General features: G+C 72.0%; 14 protein-coding genes. 8 read left to right on the top strand and 6 right to left on the bottom strand.

The features are described from left to right. Positions 1–74: 74 nt before the first annotated feature. Positions 75–1,016, top strand: coding sequence for an acyl-ACP desaturase (locus ABD401_RS21075; protein ID WP_344608415.1), 942 nt, complete (start codon positions 75–77; stop codon positions 1,014–1,016). A gap of 369 nt (positions 1,017–1,385) precedes the next feature. Here the strand turns inward: ABD401_RS21075 and ABD401_RS21070 are convergent, their stop codons facing one another. Beyond that, the gene (locus ABD401_RS21070) at positions 1,386–2,360 is read right to left on the bottom strand and encodes a hypothetical protein (protein WP_344608414.1); all 975 of its coding nucleotides are present in this window, start codon (positions 2,358–2,360) and stop codon (positions 1,386–1,388) included. Between the two features lie 351 nt (positions 2,361–2,711). On the opposite strand from ABD401_RS21070, the gene ABD401_RS21065 reads away from it, so the two are divergent. Continuing rightward, positions 2,712–4,247, top strand: coding sequence for a helicase HerA-like domain-containing protein (locus tag ABD401_RS21065; protein ID WP_344608412.1), 1,536 nt, complete (start codon positions 2,712–2,714; stop codon positions 4,245–4,247). Positions 4,248–4,249: 2 nt separating this feature from the next. Here the strand turns inward: ABD401_RS21065 and ABD401_RS21060 are convergent, their stop codons facing one another. The 3 genes from ABD401_RS21060 to ABD401_RS21050 form a co-directional block, all read right to left on the bottom strand. Continuing rightward, positions 4,250–5,017, bottom strand: coding sequence for an enoyl-CoA hydratase-related protein (locus tag ABD401_RS21060; protein WP_344608410.1), 768 nt, complete (start codon positions 5,015–5,017; stop codon positions 4,250–4,252). Between the two features lie 73 nt (positions 5,018–5,090). Continuing rightward, the gene (locus ABD401_RS21055; protein ID WP_344608408.1) at positions 5,091–7,304 is read right to left on the bottom strand and encodes a 3-hydroxyacyl-CoA dehydrogenase NAD-binding domain-containing protein; all 2,214 of its coding nucleotides are present in this window, start codon (positions 7,302–7,304) and stop codon (positions 5,091–5,093) included. A gap of 37 nt (positions 7,305–7,341) precedes the next feature. Beyond that, the gene (locus tag ABD401_RS21050) at positions 7,342–8,568 is read right to left on the bottom strand and encodes an acetyl-CoA C-acetyltransferase (protein WP_344608406.1); all 1,227 of its coding nucleotides are present in this window, start codon (positions 8,566–8,568) and stop codon (positions 7,342–7,344) included. Between the two features lie 140 nt (positions 8,569–8,708). On the opposite strand from ABD401_RS21050, the gene serS reads away from it, so the two are divergent. Together serS and ABD401_RS21040 are read left to right on the top strand one after the other, a co-directional pair. After that, positions 8,709–10,010, top strand: a complete 1,302-nt coding sequence (gene serS, locus ABD401_RS21045) for a serine--tRNA ligase (protein ID WP_344608404.1) — start codon at positions 8,709–8,711, stop codon at positions 10,008–10,010. 55 nt (positions 10,011–10,065) lie between these two features. Then, a complete protein-coding gene (locus ABD401_RS21040) occupies positions 10,066–11,001 on the top strand; it encodes a TIGR03564 family F420-dependent LLM class oxidoreductase (RefSeq protein ID WP_344608402.1) in 936 nt (311 codons plus the stop codon). Positions 11,002–11,014: 13 nt separating this feature from the next. Here ABD401_RS21040 and ABD401_RS21035 read toward each other — a convergent pair whose 3' ends face one another. Further along, positions 11,015–11,224 carry a hypothetical protein gene (locus ABD401_RS21035; RefSeq protein ID WP_344608401.1) on the bottom strand — a complete coding sequence of 70 codons (210 nt, stop codon included), beginning with the start codon at positions 11,222–11,224 and terminating at the stop codon, positions 11,015–11,017. 253 nt (positions 11,225–11,477) lie between these two features. Here ABD401_RS21035 and ABD401_RS21030 point away from each other — a divergent pair, with 253 nt between their 5' ends. Further along, positions 11,478–11,996, top strand: coding sequence for a VOC family protein (locus ABD401_RS21030; RefSeq protein WP_344608400.1), 519 nt, complete (start codon positions 11,478–11,480; stop codon positions 11,994–11,996). A gap of 54 nt (positions 11,997–12,050) precedes the next feature. Beyond that, positions 12,051–12,836, top strand: coding sequence for a hypothetical protein (locus ABD401_RS21025; protein WP_344608398.1), 786 nt, complete (start codon positions 12,051–12,053; stop codon positions 12,834–12,836). 21 nt (positions 12,837–12,857) lie between these two features. Here ABD401_RS21025 and ABD401_RS21020 read toward each other — a convergent pair whose 3' ends face one another. Then, entirely contained in the window at positions 12,858–13,550 is a 693-nt protein-coding gene (locus ABD401_RS21020) for a hypothetical protein (RefSeq protein ID WP_344608396.1), read from the bottom strand. Positions 13,551–13,690: 140 nt separating this feature from the next. Between ABD401_RS21020 and ABD401_RS21015 the strand changes: the two genes are divergently transcribed. After that, on the top strand, positions 13,691–15,277 hold the full coding sequence (locus ABD401_RS21015) for a DNA polymerase Y family protein (protein WP_344608394.1): 1,587 nt from the start codon (positions 13,691–13,693) through the stop codon (positions 15,275–15,277). A 106-nt stretch (positions 15,278–15,383) separates the two neighbouring features. Beyond that, positions 15,384–18,758, top strand: coding sequence for an error-prone DNA polymerase (locus tag ABD401_RS21010; RefSeq protein WP_344608392.1), 3,375 nt, complete (start codon positions 15,384–15,386; stop codon positions 18,756–18,758). Positions 18,759–18,769: the final 11 nt, after the last annotated feature.

The following is an 18,769-nucleotide window of genomic DNA, read 5'->3' as shown; positions in this document are numbered from 1 at the left end:
TGGTCACGGGTCGCGTGAGCGGGGACACGCCGCCCGGCCTCGACACTGAACTTACGGTTACGTAACCTTAAGTTATGACGGTCGAAGCACTCTCTGACGAGGCCATCCTCCGCGAGCTCGAACCCGTCGTGGAGCGCGAGCTCGAACGCCACATGAAGATGGCGAAGGAGTGGTTCCCCCACGAATACGTCCCGTGGAGCGAAGGCCGGAACTACGACGGCCTGCTCGAGGGCGAGGCCTGGGCTCCGGAGCAGTCGAAGGTGCCGTCCGCCGTCGCCACGGCGCTGGCGGTCAACCTCCTGACCGAGGACAACCTCCCCAGCTACCACTTCGAGATCGCCGTCCTGTTCGGTCGTGACCGCGCCTGGGGCGAGTGGGTCCACCGCTGGACCGCCGAGGAGGGCCGGCACGGCCAGGCCATCCGCGACTACCTGCTGGTCACCCGCGCCTGCGACCCGATCGCGCTGGAGCGCGAGCGCATGGTCCACATGTCCCAGGGCTTCCAGAACGACAACCCCGGCGACGCCATCGCCTCGATCGCCTACGTCTCGTTCCAGGAGCTCGCGACCCGCGTCTCCCACCGCAACGTCGGCCGGGCGACCGGCGACCCGATCGGCGACAAGCTGTTCGCCCGGATCGCGACCGACGAGAACCTCCACATGGTCTTCTACCGGGCGCTGCTCGAGGCCTCCCTCGAGCTCGCCCCGGACCGCACCATGCGGGCCATCACCCAGGTCGTGAAGAAGTTCCAGATGCCCGGCTACGACCTGCCCGGCTTCCAGCGCAAGGCGCTCGAGATCGCGATGGCGGGGATCTACGACCTTCGCCAGCACCGCGACAACGTCGTCATGCCCGTCCTGAACCAGTGGCGGGTCTGGGAACGCGACCTCGGCCCCGAGGGCGAGAAGGCCCGCCTCGAGCTCGACTCCTACCTCGACGAGATCGACGCCGCCGCCTCCCGCTTCACCGAACGCCGCGAGGCCCGCCTCGCCCGCCAGGCCGCCCGCCAGGGCTGACCCCGCCCCGTCGGCTCCGGTCGCCCCGTCGGCTCTGGTCGCCCCGTCGGCTCTGGTCGGTCGTCGGCGCCGGGGGCCGTGTCCCTCTGCTCATGCATGAGCGGGGTGTCGATTTTCGGCCCGTCGGTGTCCGAATTTCGACCACTCAGTCATGCAAGTGCCGCGCCCTCCGCTCATGCATGAGCAGGGCGTCGATTTTCGGGCGAACGGTGTCCGAATTTCGACCCTCCGCTCATGCATGAGCGGAGGACGGGGCGGCGGGGGTGGCGGCAGGGCGAGGCGGCTGCGCGGCGTCGGGCACGACTGGGATGCCTGGGACGCCTGTGACGTCGCGGTGCCGGCCGAAACGTCTCAGGCGGCGCGGACGGGTCAGACCGAGAAGCGGCCGCGGGAGCGTTCGAGGGCGCGGGCGAGGCCGGCGTTGATCTTGGCGGCGAGGATCTCGGGGTTGTTCGCCTCGTACCAACCCCAGCGGATGATCTCGGCGCCGGTGTCGAGGAGCTGCCCGTGGCGGTGCCGCTCGGCGCGGATCCGGCGGACGGTGTCGAGCCGGTCGACGCCCACGGACTTCTCGGTGCCGTCGGCCTCGCCGATCACCAGGATCGGGAGGTGGTCCCACAGGCAGTCCACGAGGTAGGCGTCCTCGCCGCCGTTCACGATCACGGCCTGCTGCCACTTCGGCAGGATCACGCCCTTCTCGTACATGCCGACGTGGGACACCGACTCCAGGACCGACTGCGTCCACGGGCTGGCGAACGTCAGCGCCTTCCGGGCCTGCTCGATGCCGGGTCGGCCCTCTGCGGCATCGAGGATGGCATCGAATCCGGCCTTGGTGGCGAGCCCCTGCCGCAGGGCGGACTCGGCGAACACCACGGACTGCTTGAACGGCAGCGCGGACGCGAGGTCGAGCAGCGTGCGTTCCCCGGACGTCAACGGTACGCCGTGACGCCGGATCACGTGCTCGGCCGGCAGGGGCGCTGAGCGCAGGTAGTAGTCGTTCTTGTGGGTGCCCGAGACACCCGGATCGTCGGTGCAGACGATCAGCGCGGGCGGCGGACGGTCGAGGAAGTCCAGCCCCAGAATCTGCGCCGCGGACGTCCCCGCGGCGACGACGTTCTGTCGGTGCAGCGCCAGGCGTAGCGCCTGAATGTCCTGCGCGTGCAGGGTTTCCGGGGCCGCCGCGGCGGCCGCGCGGTCCTCGGCCGAGACGAGGACGCCCCGTCGCAGGACGATGATGCGATTTCGTCGCACCGCCGTCCGCAGCGTCGCGTGGGTGAAACCGAACTCGGCCGCCCGCCGGCGCAGGAACGGCCCCGTTCCGAGAGGTACCAAGGGCTCCAGCATCGGGGGAGAGTGCCACAGCGACCTGTCGACGACCCCGAGTTGTCCACAGGCCCGCGCCGCCCGCCCACGCCCTCTGCTCATGCATGAGCGGGAGGTCGAAATTCGGACATCGGCGGGCCGGAAATCGACGCTCTGCTCATGCATGAGCGGGAGGTGGCTCTTGCATGACTGGGCGGTCGAAATTCGGACACCGGGAGCCGGGAAATCGACACCCCGCTCATGCATGAGCAGAGAGCGCGCTGGACGAGGGCGAGGTACGGGGGACGGGCCGGGGGCGGGGCCGGGGGCCGGGGCGGGGGACGGTGGTGACGGTGCGGCGGGGGCGGGGTGGGGCTGCACTAGGTTCGGCTCATGGCCGAGACCGAAGACTTCGCCGCGCGCATCGCGGCCGCGTACACCTCCTCCGGACCGGCGCTCGAGCTCGGGCGCGGGATGCTCGGGGGGACGACGCACCCGGGGGCGACGGTGCGGCTGCCGGCCGCGATGGCGAACCGGCACGGGCTGATCGCCGGGGCGACGGGCACCGGGAAGACCAAGACGCTGCAGCTGCTCGCGGAGCAGCTCTCGGCGATCGGGGTGCCGGTGTTCGCCGCCGACATGAAGGGCGACCTCGCCGGGCTCTCGGCCCCCGGCGAGGAGAACGACAAGGTGAAGTCGCGGGTGACCGAGCTCGGGGTCGAGTGGACGCCGACGGGGTACCCGGTCGAGTTCCTCGCCCTCGGCGGTCTCGGGCCGGGCGTGCCGGTGCGCGCGACGATGGCGAGCTTCGGCCCGCAGTTGCTCGCGAAGGTGCTCGGCTGCAACGAGACGCAGGCGTCGTCGCTGACGCTGGTGTTCGCCTACGCCGAGCAGAAGGAACTCGCGCTGCTCGACCTCGCGGACCTGCGGGCGACGCTGCAGTACCTCGTCAGCGACGAGGGGAAGGCCGAGCTCAAGACGATCGGCGGTCTGTCGACGCAGACCGCGGGCGTGCTGCTGCGCAAGCTGGTCGAGCTCGAGGCGCAGGGCGGCGAGGCGTTCTTCGGCGAGCCCGAGCTCGAGGTCGCGGACCTGATGCGCACGACGCCGGACGGCAAGGGCATCATCAGCTGCCTGGAGCTCGCGGCCGTCGCGGACAAGCCGAAGCTGTTCTCGACGTTCCTCATGTGGCTGCTGGCCGAGCTGTTCGAGGCCCTGCCCGAGGTCGGGGACCTCGACAAGCCGAAGCTGGTCTTCTTCTTCGACGAGGCGCACCTGCTCTTCGCCGACGCGTCGAAGGAGTTCCTCGACCAGGTCGCGCAGACCGTGCGCCTGATCCGCTCGAAGGGCGTCGGCGTCTTCTTCGTGACGCAGCTGCCCGACGACGTGCCCGGCGAGATCCTGGCGCAGCTCGGCAACCGGGTGCAGCACGCGCTGCGGGCCTTCACGCCGCGCGACGCGAAGGCGCTCAAGGCCGCGGTGACGACGTACCCGAAGACGAGCGACTACGACCTCGAGGAGGACCTCACCCAGCTCGGGACGGGCGAGGCCATGATCACGATTCTGTCCGAGCGGGGCGCACCCACCCCGGTGGTGTGGACCAAGCTCTGCCCGCCGACCTCCCTGATGGCCGCGATCCCGACCGACTCCGTGACCAACGCGGCCAAGGCCTCGCAGCTGTGGGCCCGCTACGCGGAGGAGATCGACCGCGAGTCGGCCCGCGAGCTTCTCGAGGCGAAGGTCGCGGCGGCGACCGCGCCGCCCGCCGCCCCGCCGGCCGACAAGGCGGAACCGAAGGAGTCCGGCAAGCGCAGCAAGCCCGGCAAGAGCGACAGCGCGGTCGTCGACTACCTGAAGAGCCGCGAGGGGCGCAGCATGATGAACACGGTCGTCAAGGGCGTGTTCGGGATGCTGAAGAAGAAGCGCTGACCTCAGACCTGCCAGCGGGGCTTGCGCTTCTCGATGAACGCCTGCATGCCCTCCTTGGCCTCCTCGGTGTCGAAGAGCCCGGCGGAGAGCTTGGCGATGGCCTCGCCCTTCGCGTCGATCAGGTCGGCGATGTCGCGACCGAGGAGCTTCTTCGTCTCGGCGAGGCCCTGCGGGGACGCGAGCTTGAGCTGCGCGATGACGCCGTCGACCGCGGCGTCGAGCTCGGCCGACGGGACGGCCTCGGAGATCAGGCCCGCGGCGGCCGCCTGCGCCGCGGTGAACGTCTCGCCGGACAGGCACCAGCGGTGGGCGAGGCGCGGGTCCATCTTCGGCAGCGTCGTCAGCGAGATGATCGCCGGCGCGACGCCGATGCGGGCCTCGCTGAACGCGAACGACACGGTGTCGTTGGAGATCACGACGTCGGCGGCGCCGACGATGCCGAGACCGCCGGCGCGCACCGGTCCGTCGAGGCGGACCACGACCGGCTTGGACAGCGTCACCAGCTGCCGGAGCAGCTTCAGGATCAGGCCCGAGGTCGACTCGAGGCCGACGACGACGGCCTCCTTGAGGTCCATGCCCGCGGAGAACACCGGGCCGTTGTGCGTGAGCTTGACGACGCGGGCGGCGTCGTCGGCCTCGACCGCGTCCATCGCCTCGGTCAGCGCGGTCAGCATGGCCACCGACAGCGCGTTGCGGTTGCCGGGGGAGTTCAGCGTCACCGTGGCGACACCGTCGGTGGTGCTGGCCAGGACCAGGGGCTCGTCGCTCACGCAAGTTCCTTCCACGTACACAGACTGATGGCCCCGCCCGGAGGCGAGGCCATCAGTCTTTCAGCGTGGAGGATCAGCCCTCGAGGCGGGCCTTGCCCTGCTTGGACGCCTCGACCAGCGACGCCGGCGGCTCGAAACGCTCGCCGTACGTGGCGGCCAGCTCCTGGGCACGGGCCACGAACGCCGCCGGGCCGGTCTCGCCCGCCGCGTTGGTGTAGCCCTTGATGTACTGCATGACGCCACCGGTCCACGGCGGCGTGCCGATGCCCATGATCGAGCCGATGTTGGCCTCGGCGTCGGAGCGCAGGACACCCTCGTCGAAGCACCGGATCGTCTCGATGGACTCGATGAACAGCATCCGCTCCTGCATCTCGCGCAGGACCTCGGTGCCGACGACCTTCTCGCGGCCGGTGTCGAAGGCCTCGCGGACGACCTGTGAGATGCCGGCCTTCTGGCCGTTCTCGTAGTCGTAGAAGCCCTTGCCGGCGGCGCGGGAGGGGCGGTCGAGCTCGTCGATCATCTTGTCGACGACCGCGTCGGCGGGGTGGCCGTGGCCGCCCATCACCGAGTTGTCCTTGTTCGCCTCGCGGATCTTGCGCATCAGCGTGAGCGTCAGCTCGTCGGACAGCGCGAGCGCGCCGACCGGGTAGCCGGCCTGCAGGCAGGCCTGCTCGATGGTCTGCGGGTCGATGCCCTCGCCGACCATCGCCAGCGCCTCGTTGAGGTAGGTGCCGATGACGCGGCTGGTGAAGAAGCCGGGGGAGTCGTTGACGACGATCGGCGTCTTCTTGATCTGCTTCGCGAGGTCGAGCGCCTTCGCCAGCGTGGCGTCGGAGGTCTGCTCGCCGGCGATGATCTCCAGCAGCGGCATCTTGTCGACCGGCGAGAAGAAGTGCAGACCGATGAAGTCCTGCGGGCGCTGCACACCCTTGGCCAGGCCGGTGATCGGCAGGCTGGAGGTGTTCGAGCCGAGGACCGCGTCCGGGGCGACCAGGCTCTCGATCTCCCCGAAGACCTTGTGCTTGAGCTCGACGGACTCGAAGACGGCCTCGATGACGAGGTCGGCGCCGGCGACGTCCTCGGCCTTCTCGGTCGGGGTGATCAGCGCGAGGAAGGCGTCGGCCTGCTCCTGCGTCATCTTGCCGCGGGAGACGGACTTGCCGACGATCTTCTCCGAGTACGCCTTGCCCTTCTGAGCAGCCTCGAGCGAGACGTCCTTGAGGACGACCTCGATGCCGGCCTTCGCGCAGACGTACGCGATGCCGGCGCCCATCATCCCGGCACCGAGGACGGCGACCTTCTTCGCCTTGTACGTGTCGTACCCCTGCGGACGGGCGCCGCCGGAGTTGACGTACTGCAGGTCGAAGAAGAACGCCTGGATCATGTTCTTCGCGACCTGGCTGGTGGCCACGTCGATGAAGTACTGCGTCTCGATCTTCAGCGCGGTGTCGAGGTCGACCTGCGCCCCCTCGATCGCGGCGGCGAGGATGTTGCGCGGCGCCGGCATCGGGGCGCCCTTGATCTGCTTGCGCAGGGTCGCCGGGAACGCCGGCAGGTTCGCGGCGAAGCCGGGGTTGTTCGGGCCGCCGCCGGGAATCTTGAAGCCCTTGGCGTCCCACGGCTGCACGCCGCTGTTGGGGTTCTCCTTGATCCAGGTCTTCGCCGCCGCGATCAGCTCCTCGGGCGTGTCGACGACCTGGTCGATCAGGCCCTTCTCCAGTGCCTGCGCGGGGGAGTACCGCTGGCCCTGGAGCAGGACGTTCAGGAGCGCGTCCTGGATGCCGAGCAGGCGGGTGCTGCGCACGACGCCGCCGGCGCCGGGGAGCAGGCCGAGGCTGACCTCGGGGAGGCCGATCTGGCTGCCGCGCGCGTTGAGGGCGATGCGACGGTTCATGATCAGGCACATCTCGTAGCCACCGCCGAGGGCGGCGCCGTTGATGGCCGCGACCTTCGGCACGGGCAGGAGCTCGAGCCGGCGCATGTTGCGCTTCATCTCGTCGACCTCGGCGGTCCAGGCCGCGGCGCGCTCCGGCGACGCGGCGAGGATCTCGCCGAGGTTGCCGCCGGCGAAGAAGGTCTTCTTCGCCGACGCAAGGACGATGCCCTTGATCGAGTTCTTGTCGGCCTTGTACTCGGCCTCGAGCGCGTCGACCACCTGACCGAGCGAGGTCTGGAAGTCCTGGCTCATGGTGTTCGCCGAGCCGGCGGGGTCGTCCATCGTCAGGGTGACGATCCCGTCGTCGTCCTTGGCGATCTTGAACGTGCCGATCGTGTCCTGCAGCGTCATGGGTTCAACAATTCCTTCTCGGCAGTCCGTACCGGGGTCAGAGGCGCTCGAGGACGGTGGCGATGCCCATGCCGCCGCCGACGCAGAGGGTGACGACGCCGAAGCGCTGGTCGCGCCGCTCCAGCTCGTCGATGATCGTGCCGACCAGCATCGCGCCGGTCGCGCCGAGCGGGTGGCCGAGCGCGATCGCGCCACCGTTGACGTTCACCTTGTTCTCGATGTCGTCCTGGTTCAGGCCCATGTCCTTGGCGAACCGGAGGACGACGGCCGCGAAGGCCTCGTTCATCTCGAACAGGTCGATCTGGTCGGCCGTCATGCCGGCCTTGGCGAGCGCCTTGCGGGTCGCCGGGGCGGGGCCGGTGAGCATGATCGCCGGGTCGGCGCCGCTGACGGCGGTGGCGAGGATGCGCGCCCGCGGGGTGAGGCCGAGGTCCTTGCCGACCTGCTCGTTGCCGATCAGGGTCAGCGAGGCGCCGTCGACGATCCCGGAGGAGTTGCCCGGGGTGTGGACGTGGTCGATCTTCTCGACCCAGTGGTACTTCTGCTGGATGACGGCGTCGAAGCCGCCCATCTCGCCGATCATCTCGAAGCTCGGCGACAGCTGGCCGAGGCCCTCGAGGGTCGAGTCGGCGCGCACGTGCTCGTCGTGGTCGAGCAGAACGACGCCGTTGCGGTCGCGGACCGGGATGAGCGAGCGGCTGAAGTAGCCGGACGCCTGCGCCTTGGCCGCGCGCTCCTGGGAGAGCAGCGCGTAGCGGTCGACGTCGGTGCGGGAGAAGCCCTCGATCGTCGCGATCATGTCCGCGCCGATGCCCTGGGGCGTGAAGTAGGTCTCGTACGCGGTCTCGGGGTCCATCGCCCAGGCGCCGCCGTCGCTGCCCATCGCGACGCGGGACATGGACTCGACACCGCCGGCGAGGATCAGGTCCTCGAAACCGGAGCGGACACGCTGCGCGGCCTGGTTCACGGCCTCCAGGCCGGAGGCGCAGAAGCGGTTGAGCTGGACGCCGGCGACGGTCTCGGGCAGGTTCGCGAGCAGCGCCGCGGTCTTGGCGATGTCGGCGCCCTGCTCCCCGACGGGGGAGACGCAGCCGAGGACCAGGTCGTCGATTCGCTGTTCGTCCAGGTTCGGGTAACGCTCGCGCAGCGCGTCGATCAGGCCCACGACCAGGGAGATCGGCTTCACGCCGTGCAGGGAACCGGTCTTCTTGCCGCGCCCGCGGGGGGTGCGGATCGCGTCGTACACGAACGCTTCGGTGCTCACGGCTGCCTCCGAACGGTAAGTGACTCGCCAGTAGCTTAGCGGCCCGTCCGGGACCCGCCGCCACCGGTCAGCATTGACTGCGTGTGCCGTGCAACACCCGAATGCATCGCCGAATTTCCGCGGAGGGCTAGGTTCGGCGCATGCATGATGCGCGTGAGTTGATCTCCCTCGGGGACGCGGCGGTCGCGGCCCTGGCCCGCCGGGGCTACGTCCTGGACCTGACCCCCATCGCCGACCTCCTGGCGGCCCGGAACGCCGCGATCCGCACCGGGGACGAGATGCGCGCGGAGTCCAAGCGCATCGCGGGCGAGGTCGGCAAGGCCGCCAAGTCCGGGGCCGACCGGGACGCGGTCGAGGCGCTCAAGGAGCAGGCGCGGACGCTCAAGGACCGGGTCCGCGAGACCGAGGAGGAGGCCGACCGCCTCAGCGCCGAGCTCCACGAGCTGATGCTCGGCATCCCGAACCTGCCCTCGCTCGACGCCCCGGACGGGCTCAGCGAGGACGACGCCGTCGAGGTCCGCCGCGTGGGGACGCCGCCGAGCTTCGAGACCGAGGTGCGCGACCACGTGGACCTGGGCGAGGCGCTCGGGATCCTCGACTTCGGCCGCGCGACCAAGCTCTCGGGCCCGCGGTTCGCCGTCGCCCGGGGCGCCGGTGCCGCCCTGGAGCGCGCGATCGCGACGCTGTTCCTCGACCTGCACACCCGCCGCCACGGTTACACCGAGTTCTCGCTGCCGACGCTGGTCACCCGCGAGACGATGACCGGCACGGGCCAGCTGCCCAAGTTCGAGGCGGACCTGTTCGCGACCGCGGCCGGCGACCGGGAGCTGTTCCTGATCCCGACCGCCGAGGTGCCGCTGACCAACCTGCACGCGAACGAGATCCTCGACGCGTCCGCCCTGCCGCTGGCCTACACGGCCCACACGGCCTGCTACCGCTCGGAGGCCGGGTCCTACGGCCGCGACACCCGCGGCATCCTCCGGCTGCACCAGTTCTCGAAGGTTGAGCTGGTCCGGATCTGCACGGCGGAGACGTCGAACGCCGAGCTGGAACTGATGGTGTCTCACGCGGAGGCGTGCCTCGCGGAGCTCGAGCTGCCCTACCGCGTCGTCCGCCTCGCCGCGGGCGACATGGGCTTCTCCGCCCAGCTGACCTACGACCTCGAGGTCTGGCTGCCGAGCCAGGACCGCTACCGCGAGATCTCGTCCTGCTCGGACTGCGGGACGTTCCAGGCCCGCCGGGCCGGGATCCGCGTCCGCGGCGCGGACAACACGCGCCAGCCGGCCGCGACCCTGAACGGCTCGGGTCTGCCGATCGGCCGGACGCTGGCCGCGATCCTGGAGAACTACCAGCAGCCCGACGGGTCGGTGCAGATGCCGAAGGCGCTCGTGCCCTACCTCGGGTTCTCCGCCCTGGCGGCCGACGGCACGCCCGTCTCGTGACGTTCGTGTCCTGACGGGTCCTCACGGAATTCTCGACCGGGAGAGGGGTGACGGCATGCGGATCGCCATGAACGTCGGGGGTGACGTGCTGGGCGCGCCGGTTCCCCCGATCCAGATCGCCGCGGACGCGCAGACGGCGGAGGAGGCGGGTTTCCCGGCCGTCTGGACCACCCACGTCGCCCGGGGCACCGACACCCTCGCGGCGATCGCGGTCGCCGGCACGCAGACCCGGTCGATCGAACTCGGGATCGGGGTCGTGCCGACCTACCCGCGCCACCCGCACGCCCTCGCGCAGACGGCCGCGACCGTGCAGTCGTTGTGCGGCGGGCGGTTCACGCTGGGGATCGGCAGCTCGCACCGCCCGGTCATCGAGACCGCGCTCGGCCTGGAGTACGCCAGCCCGGCGGCCCACATGCGCGAGTACCTGCAGGTGCTCACTGCGCTGCTGAGCACCGGCGAGGTGAGCCACACCGGCCGGTTCTACAACGTCGAGGCGAGCTTCACCGTCGTCGGCTCGACGGCGCCGTCGATCCTCGTCGCGGCGCTCGGGCCGAGGATGGTCGAGGTCGCCGGGACGTACGCCGACGGCACCGTCACCTGGATGACGGGAGCGCGGGGGATCGGTGAGCAGATCGCGCCCGGGCTGGCGAAGGCGGCGGAGGCGGCGGGTCGGCCCGCGCCCCGGATCGTCGTCGGCGTCCCGGTGGCGGTGTGCGACGACGTCGACGCCGGCCGTGCGGCCGCGCTGGCAACGTTCGCCCGCTACGACACCCTCGACAACTACCGCGCCCAGTACGACCGCGAGGGGTCGTCCGGCGTCGTGGACCAGACGATCTACGGGCCGGAGGAGACCGTGCTCCGCCGGCTGACCGAACTGCGCGACGCCGGCGCCACCGAGCTGTGGGCGGTGCCCTTCGGTGTCGGGCCCGACCCGGCCGCCGGCATCGCGCGAACGGTCACGTTCTTCGCGTCACTGGCTCCGGAGCTCTGACTCTGATTCTCCGTCAGTTGGTGGGGCCGGTCGTGGTCGAGGTGAGAACGGACCGACGCTGACCGGGGATGCGCCGCGCGAAGTTGGCCTCCTGCAGGAGCTTGTGCTCGGTGCAGAACCACATCGTCGCGCGGTAGAGGGGGGTGGTCACGGTGACCTGGTGGGGCGCCGGGGCGCCGCACTCCGGGTGCTCGTTCGAGCTGAACCAGGAGCAGGTGTGCATCTCGTCCTCCGTGCAAAGGGTCGCCGGTGCAGGCGGTGTACTGCGGGTCGTGCCGCTCCCCAACTGAGACGGGCGCGCATCCAAACCGGTTTCCTGGGGAGGGGAAATCCGCCGGTCGACCGGCCTTGAGTCAGCCGAACGTCTGATTTCACGGGGACGTACCCGGAAAAATCGGGCCGCCGGTGGCTGGACCTGGCGTCGGAAGCACGGTGTGCTGGACCCCGCCGGTCGAACGTCAGGTCAGGAGCTTCCGATGCCGCAGCCCGAAGGTGCCGAACTTGAGGCGGTCCGCGCCCGTCGCGAGGAGTTGAAGGCCAAGTACGTCCGCCCCCGGGCGGAGCGGCCGGCGCCGCCGACGGGCGGGATCCACCACCTCGCCCTGATCTGCCGCGACGTCGAGGAGACCATCCGCTTCTACTCCGAGTTCCTCGGCTTCCCGCTGGTGGAACTCGTGGAGAACCGGGACTACGCCGGGTCGAGCCACTTCTTCTTCGACCTCGGCAACCGGACCCTGCTCGGGTTCTTCGACTTCCCCGGCCACGAGCACCCCGAGTTCACCGAGACGCTCGGCAACGTCCAGCACATCGCGCTGTCCGTCACGCCCGAGCGCTTCGACGAGATCCGGGCGAAGCTCGACGAGGCGGGCGTCGACTACCTCGGCCCCGACCGCGGGGTCCACAACAGCCTGTACATCCGGGACCCCAACGGCACCGGGGTCGAGTTCTACCGGGAGCGGCAGGGCTGGTTCGAGGACGTCCACCTCGTGGACTGACCCGGACCGAGGGTTCCGGTTGCACTGGTCGAACATGTGTTCGACAATGGTGGAGTGAGTGCCACCGTCGCCGACCTGCGGGCCCTGCTCGAGCGGGCGCAACCCGGAGCGGTGCGCGTCGCCGCGGAGGCGCCGGCGACGAGTGGCGTGCTGCCGGTCGCAGCGGCGCTGCGGCCGCTGTTCCCGGGTGGTGGACTGCGGCGCGGGAGCGCCGTCGAGATCGGGGTCCGCGAGGACGTGGTCCCGGTCGGGCCGCGGGGTCGCCGGTCCGGCGCGGCCGGCCGGGGCGAGTCGAGCGGGTTCGGTGAGCGGCCCGGAGCCGGCGGCTGCTCGCTGGCACTGGCGCTGCTCGCGGAGGCCTCGGCCGCGGGGTCGTGGTGCGTGCTGGTCGGGGCGCCCGGGCTCGGGCTCGCCGCGGCCGCCGAGGTGGGCATCGACCTGAGTCGGTTTGCGCTGGTCCCCGCGCCGGGGCAGAACTGGGCCCGCGCGGTCGGGGCGCTGCTGGACGGCTTCGACCTCGTCGTCGCCCGGCCGCCCGCGGACCTGGCCCCGGCCGAGGCGCGGGCGCTGACCGCCCGGGCCCGCCACCACGGGACCGTCCTGGTCTCGCTCGGCCCGTGGCCGGGTGCCCAGGTACGGCTCACCCCCGTCCACTCGCGGTGGGAGGGCCTCGGGAATGGGCACGGCCGGCTGAGCGCGCGCCGGCTCCTGGTCTCCGCCGCCGGCCGCGGCACCGCGGGTGGTCGGCCGCGCAGCGCCGAGTTGTGGCTCCCGGCCGCCGACGGTGCGCCCGCGGCCCTGGAGGCGGCCTTCGCCCCGCCGGTCGAGGTGGCCGGGTGAGAACCAGTGGCCGGGTGAGGGTCAGTGGCCGGGGGAGGGAGCTCCGGACTCCGGGAACAGCTCCGGACGCAGCCAGCCGGCCTGGACGAGCAGGTGGACGTACTCGGGGTCGGCGATCGTGACCTCCGGCGGCAGGCCGAGGGCGACCGCGCGGTTGCGGACCTCGTCGAGGTGGCGCATGAGCGTCTCGGTGGTGACGCGCAGCTCCCGCGCGACCTGCTCGATGCCGGGGGGCCACTCCGTCAGCAGCGGGGGCCACTCGAGCAGGTCGGGGAACAGCAGGCGCAGGGCCTCCAGCTCGGCGTGCGTCGGGTCGCCGGGAAGGCCGCCGGGGGAGTTCGCGCGGCCGGGGCGGGCCGAGGCCAGCCGGGTGTCGTCCTCAAGGAGCACCCAGTGCTCGCGGACGATCGAGCCGACGATGCGCAGGGCGACCCGGGGCGCCGCGGTCGTCTCCTCGCGCTGGGCGTACCGCGGGGGCTGGCCCCAGGGGTGGATGAGCACCCCGTTGCGGTTCGTGGACTCGAAGGCCCAGCCGTCCTCGGTGCACGTCACCGTGAGGGCCAGTCGGGAGATCCGGGCGTCGTGGGTGTGCCCGATCGGGAGCTCGGCGGCGCGGCCGACGGTCACCGACTCACCGGGATGCATGCCTCGGGTGGCGAGGGTGTGCAGCACGTCGTCGATGCGTTCGACCACGACCAGTCGACGATCGCCCAACACGACACCTCCGGATGCGCCCGGTTTGGGCCCAAGTGTCGGTCACCTTAGGGCGAGGTTCCGGCGTGTGGCCACTGCGCGGCGCGTCACGACTCGCCGAACCGCTTGACTTGTTCGAACATGCGTTCGAACATCGACGCATGGGACGTGCGGCGCGGACGATCGCGATCTGGTCGCCGGACTGGCCGGTGGTGACCGCCGCCGCGGCCGCGGGGCTGGACCCGGCGGCCCCCGCCGCGGTGCTCGCCGCCGGGCGCGTCCTCGCCTGCACGGCCTCGGCCCGGGAGGCCGGGGTGCGCCGCGGGTTGCGGCGGCGCGAGGCGCAGTACCGCTGCCCTGACCTGGCGATTCTCGCCCGCGACCTCGCCGAGGAGTCCCGCGCGTTCGAGCCGATCGTCGTCGCCGTCGAGTCGCTGGCGCCGGGGGTCGAGATCGTCCGGCCGGGGCTGTGCACGGTGGCCGCCCGCGGTCCGGCCCGGTACTTCGGGGGCGACGAGGCGGCCGCCGCGCGCCTGGCCGACGAGGCCTCCGCGGCCGGCCCCGGTGATCTGTGCCGGGCCGGGGTCGCCGAGGGCGCGTTCGCCGCCGCCCTGGCCGCCCGGGTCGGCCGGATCGTCCCGGCGGGGCAGACCCCGGAGTTCCTCGCCCCCTATCCGGTCGACGTCCTCGACCGGCCCGACCTCGCCGACCTGCTCCGCCGGCTCGGCCTGCGGACGCTGGGCGACTTCGCCGGCCTGCCCCCGGCCGACGTCACGGCCCGGTTCGGGGCCGACGGCGGCTTCGCCCACCGGTTGGCCCGGGGCGAGGACCCCCTGCCCCCGGACGGGCGGACCCCGCCGCCGGACCTCGTCGTCACCACCCACCTGGATCCGCCTGCCGAGCAGGTGGAGCGCGCCGCCTTCGCTGCCCGTCCGCTCGCCGATCAGCTGCACGCGCGGCTGACCGCGGTCGGCCTGGGCTGCACCCGGCTCGTGGTGGAGGCCGAGACCGAGACCGGCGAACGCCACGAACGCATTTGGCGCTACGAGGGCGTGCTGGACGCCGCCGCGATCGCCGAACGCGTCCGCTGGCAGCTCGACGGATGGCTGACGGCACGTCAGGTCAAGCACCGGCCGCGCGGTGGCATCGCCGTCCTGCGCCTGACGCCGGACGAGGTCATCCCGCACGGGGGCGACCAACTGGGGTTCTGGACGCACGGCGCCGACGCCGAGGCGGCTGAGCGCGCCGGCCGGGCGTTGGCCCGGGTGCAGGGGATGCTCGGCCAGCCGGCCGTCCTCACCGCGGTGCTGGCCGGCGGCCGGGGCCCGGGGGAGCGGATCCGCTACGTCGCGTGGGGCGACCCGCGCGGCCCGCTCGAGCGCGAGGCCGAGGAGACCGGTCCGTGGCCCGGCCGGATCCCCGCCCCGAGCCCGGCCCTGGTCCCGCCCTCCCCGGTCCCGGCCCAGCTCGTCGACGACGGCGGGCTCCCGGTCGCGATCAGCTCCCGCTACGCGATCTCCGCCCCGCCCGCGAAGCTCCGTGTGGGCGAGGAGTCCCCGCGGCCCGTGCTGTCCTGGGCCGGTCCCTGGCCCGCCGAGGAGCGGTGGTGGGACGCCTCCCGGGTCGACGGCGCCCGGATCGACGGCGGCGCGGTGAAGGTCCGCGTCCAGGTCGCCACCGCCGACGGCACCGGCTGGCTGCTGATCAGCCAGGGCGGCCGCTGGTTCGTCGAGGCCGTCTATGACTAGCCCTTCCTCCTGCGGGATGACGTCCCGCAGTGGTGAGTGTCAGCCCTCCTGCGGGCCGACAAGGGCTCCCCAGGGACGTCATCCCGCAGAGGGGAGGCGGGGGTAGATGGGGTGGGAGAACCCGCCGATGCCGTGGCGGGAGCTGGAGAAGCGGCTCTCCGGGAAGTTCCCGCCGAACGGGGAGAACCGGCCCCCCGAGAACCGGGCCCCCAACGGGCAGAAGCTGGCGTTCGGGCCGGAGGTGGAGCGGCCGGGGAGCTACCGGCGGGCCCCGTACCGGCCGAAGGAGATCGAGCGCGCGACCGACGTCGTGCCCTACGCCGAGCTGCACGCGCACTCGAACTTCAGCTTCCTCGACGGGGCGAGCCACCCGGAGGAGCTGGTCGAGGAGGCGGTGCGGCTCGGGCTGACCGGGCTCGCGATCACCGATCACGACGGGTTCTACGGCGTCGTCCGGTTCGCGGAGGCGGCGGAGAGGCACGGGCTGTCGACGATCTTCGGCTCGGAGCTCTCGCTCGGTCTGACGAAGGCTCAGAACGGCGTCCCGGACCCGGAGGGGACGCATCTGCTCGTCCTCGCGCGGGACCCGGACGGGTACGCCCGCCTGTCCACCGTGATCAGCGAAGGTCACGCGCGGGGTGGGGAGAAGGGCCGCCCGATCCATCACCTCGAGGAGGTCGCGGCCGCGGCCGACGGGCACTGGCTGATCCTCACCGGGTGCCGGAAGGGCGCGGTACCGGCGGCGCTGACGAGGAAGGGGCCGCACGGCGGCGAGGAGGCGGCGGCGCGCGAGCTCGACCGGCTCGTCGCCCTGTTCGGTCGGGACCACGTCGCCATCGAACTCACCGCCCACGGCTACCCCGACGACGACGCGCGGCTCGACGCGCTCGCCGGCCTGGCCCGGCGGTTCCGGCTCCCGGCCGTCGCGACCGGCAACGTCCACTACGCGACCCCGGAGCGGCGCCGGCTCGCCACCGCCCTCGCGGCCGTGCGGGCCCGGCGCAGTCTCGACGAGCTGGCCGGCTGGCTGCCCGCGGCCGGGACCGCGCACCTGCACTCCGGGGCGGAGATGGCGGCACGGTTCGCGCGGTACCCCGGCGCGGTCGCGGCTGCGCACGCCCTCGGGCAGGAGTGCGCGTTCAACCTCTCGCTGATCCGGCCGCGGCTGCCGGACTTCCCGGTCCCGGCGGGGCACACCGCGATGAGCTGGCTGCGCGAACTCACCTACCGCGGGGCCCGGGAGCGCTACGGCCCGCGGGAGGCGGAGACCCAGCCGGGGGCGTGGGCGCAGATCGACCACGAGCTCGCGATGATCGAGAAGCTGGACTTCCCGGGCTACTTCCTCATCGTCCACGAGATCGTCGACTTCGCGCGCAGCCGGAACATCCTCTGCCAGGGCCGGGGCTCGGCGGCGAACTCCGCGGTCTGTTACGCGCTCGGCATCACCGCCGTCGACGCCGTCTACTACCAACTGCTCTTCGAACGCTTCCTCTCCCCGGAACGCGGCGAGCCGCCGGACATCGACATCGACATCGAGTCCGGCCGCCGGGAGGAGGTCATCCAGCACGTCTACTCCCGCTACGGGCGCAAGCACGCGGCGCAGGTCGCGAACGTCATCTCCTACCGGCCGCGCTCGGCGGTGCGGGACATGGCCAAGGCGCTCGGGTACTCGACCGGTGCCCAGGACGCCTTCGCCAAGGAGGTGCACCGCTACAGCGGCGACATGGCCGACACCGACGACATGCCGGCGGACGTGCTCGAACTGGCCGGGCAGGTGGCGAAGTTCCCGCGGCACCTGGGCATCCACTCCGGGGGGATGGTGATCTGCGACCGCCCGGTGGTCGAGGTCGTCCCGGTCGAGTGGGCGCGGATGGAGAACCGCACCGTCATCCAGTGGGACAAGGACGACTGCGCCTCGCCGCTGGTCAACCTCGTCAAGTTCGACCTGCTCGGACTCGGGATGCTCTCGGCGCTGCACGGCTGCTTCGACCTGATCCGCGACTTCCACGGCACGGAGTGGACGCTCCAGTCGATGCCGAAGGAGGACCCCGAGGTCTACGAGATGCTCTGCCGGGCGGACTCGGTCGGGGTGTTCCAGGTCGAGTCCCGGGCGCAGATGGCGACGCTGCCGCGCCTGCGGCCGCGCTGCTTCTACGACCTCGTGCTGGAGATCGCGCTGATCCGGCCGGGGCCGATCCAGGGCGGGTCGGTGCACCCGTTCATCCGCCGCCGGGCGGGCAAGGAGCCGATCACCTACCCGCACCCGTCGCTGGAGAACTGCCTGCGGCGCACGCTCGGCGTCCCGATGTTCCAGGAACAGCTCATGCAGATGGTGGTCGACGCCGCCGGTTGCACCCCCGAGCAGGCCGACCGGGTCCGCCGCGCGGTCGGGTCGAAGCGGTCCCCGGAGCGCGTCGCCGAACTGCGCGCGGAGCTCTACGAGGGCATGCGCCGGACGCACGGCATCACCGGCGAGACCGCGGACACGATCTTCAACCTGATCGCGGCGTTCGCGAACTTCGGCTTCGCCGAGAGCCACTCGATCAGCTTCGCGCTGCTGGTCTACGCCAGCTCGTGGCAGAAGCTGCGGTACCCGGCCGCGTTCTGTGCCGCGCTGCTCAACGCGCAGCCGATGGGGTTCTACTCACCGCAGTCGCTGGTCGCCGACGCGCGCCGCCACGGGGTCGAGGTGCTGCGGCCGGACGTCAACCTCTCCGCCGCGGGGGCGAGCCTGGAGCCGGCCGGGCCGGGGAACCACGAGCCGGAGACGTCCTGGGGGAGGGCCGCGATCCGGCTCGGACTCTCCGGGGTCCGCTCGATCGGTGACGACCTCGCCGAGCGGATCGAGGCCGAGCGGCGCGCGAACGGCCCGTACGCCGACCTCGCCGACTTCGCGCGGCGGACGCAGGCCGGCGCGGCCCACATCGAGGCGCTCTCCACCGCGGGGGCGTTCGACAGTCTCGGGCTCGCGCGCCGGGAGGCGCTGTGGGCGGCGGGGGCCGTCGCGCAGACCGGGCCGGACCAGATCGCCGGCACGGTGGTCGGGCACCGCGCCCCGCGGCTGCCGGAGCTGGAGCAGGTCGAGCTGACGATGGCCGACCTGTGGGCCACCGGCATCACCCCGGACGGGCACCCGATGGAGAACATGCGGACGCACCTGAACCCCGACATCCTCCCGATCTCCGCCCTCGCCTCGACGCCGGACCGCTCGAAGGTCCGGGTCGCCGGTGTGGTGACGCATCGTCAGCAGCCGCAGACCGCGGCGGGGACGATCTTCCTCAACCTCGAGGACGAGACCGGGATGCTCAACGTCATCTGCTCCCCGGGGGCGTGGGCCCGGCACCGGCGGATCGCGCGCGACTCCGCGGCGCTGGTCATCCGCGGCCGCCTGGAGCGCTCCGAGGGGGTCATCAGCCTGGTCGCGGAGAACTTCGTCCGCCTCGAGATGGCCGTCGGCACCCGTTCGCGCGACTTCCGCTGACGGCGAATCAG

The organism is Sporichthya brevicatena (assembly GCF_039525035.1).
GTDB classification, from domain to species: Bacteria; Actinomycetota; Actinomycetes; order Sporichthyales; family Sporichthyaceae; genus Sporichthya; species Sporichthya brevicatena.
This window is presented reverse-complemented; position numbering and strand designations above follow the sequence as displayed.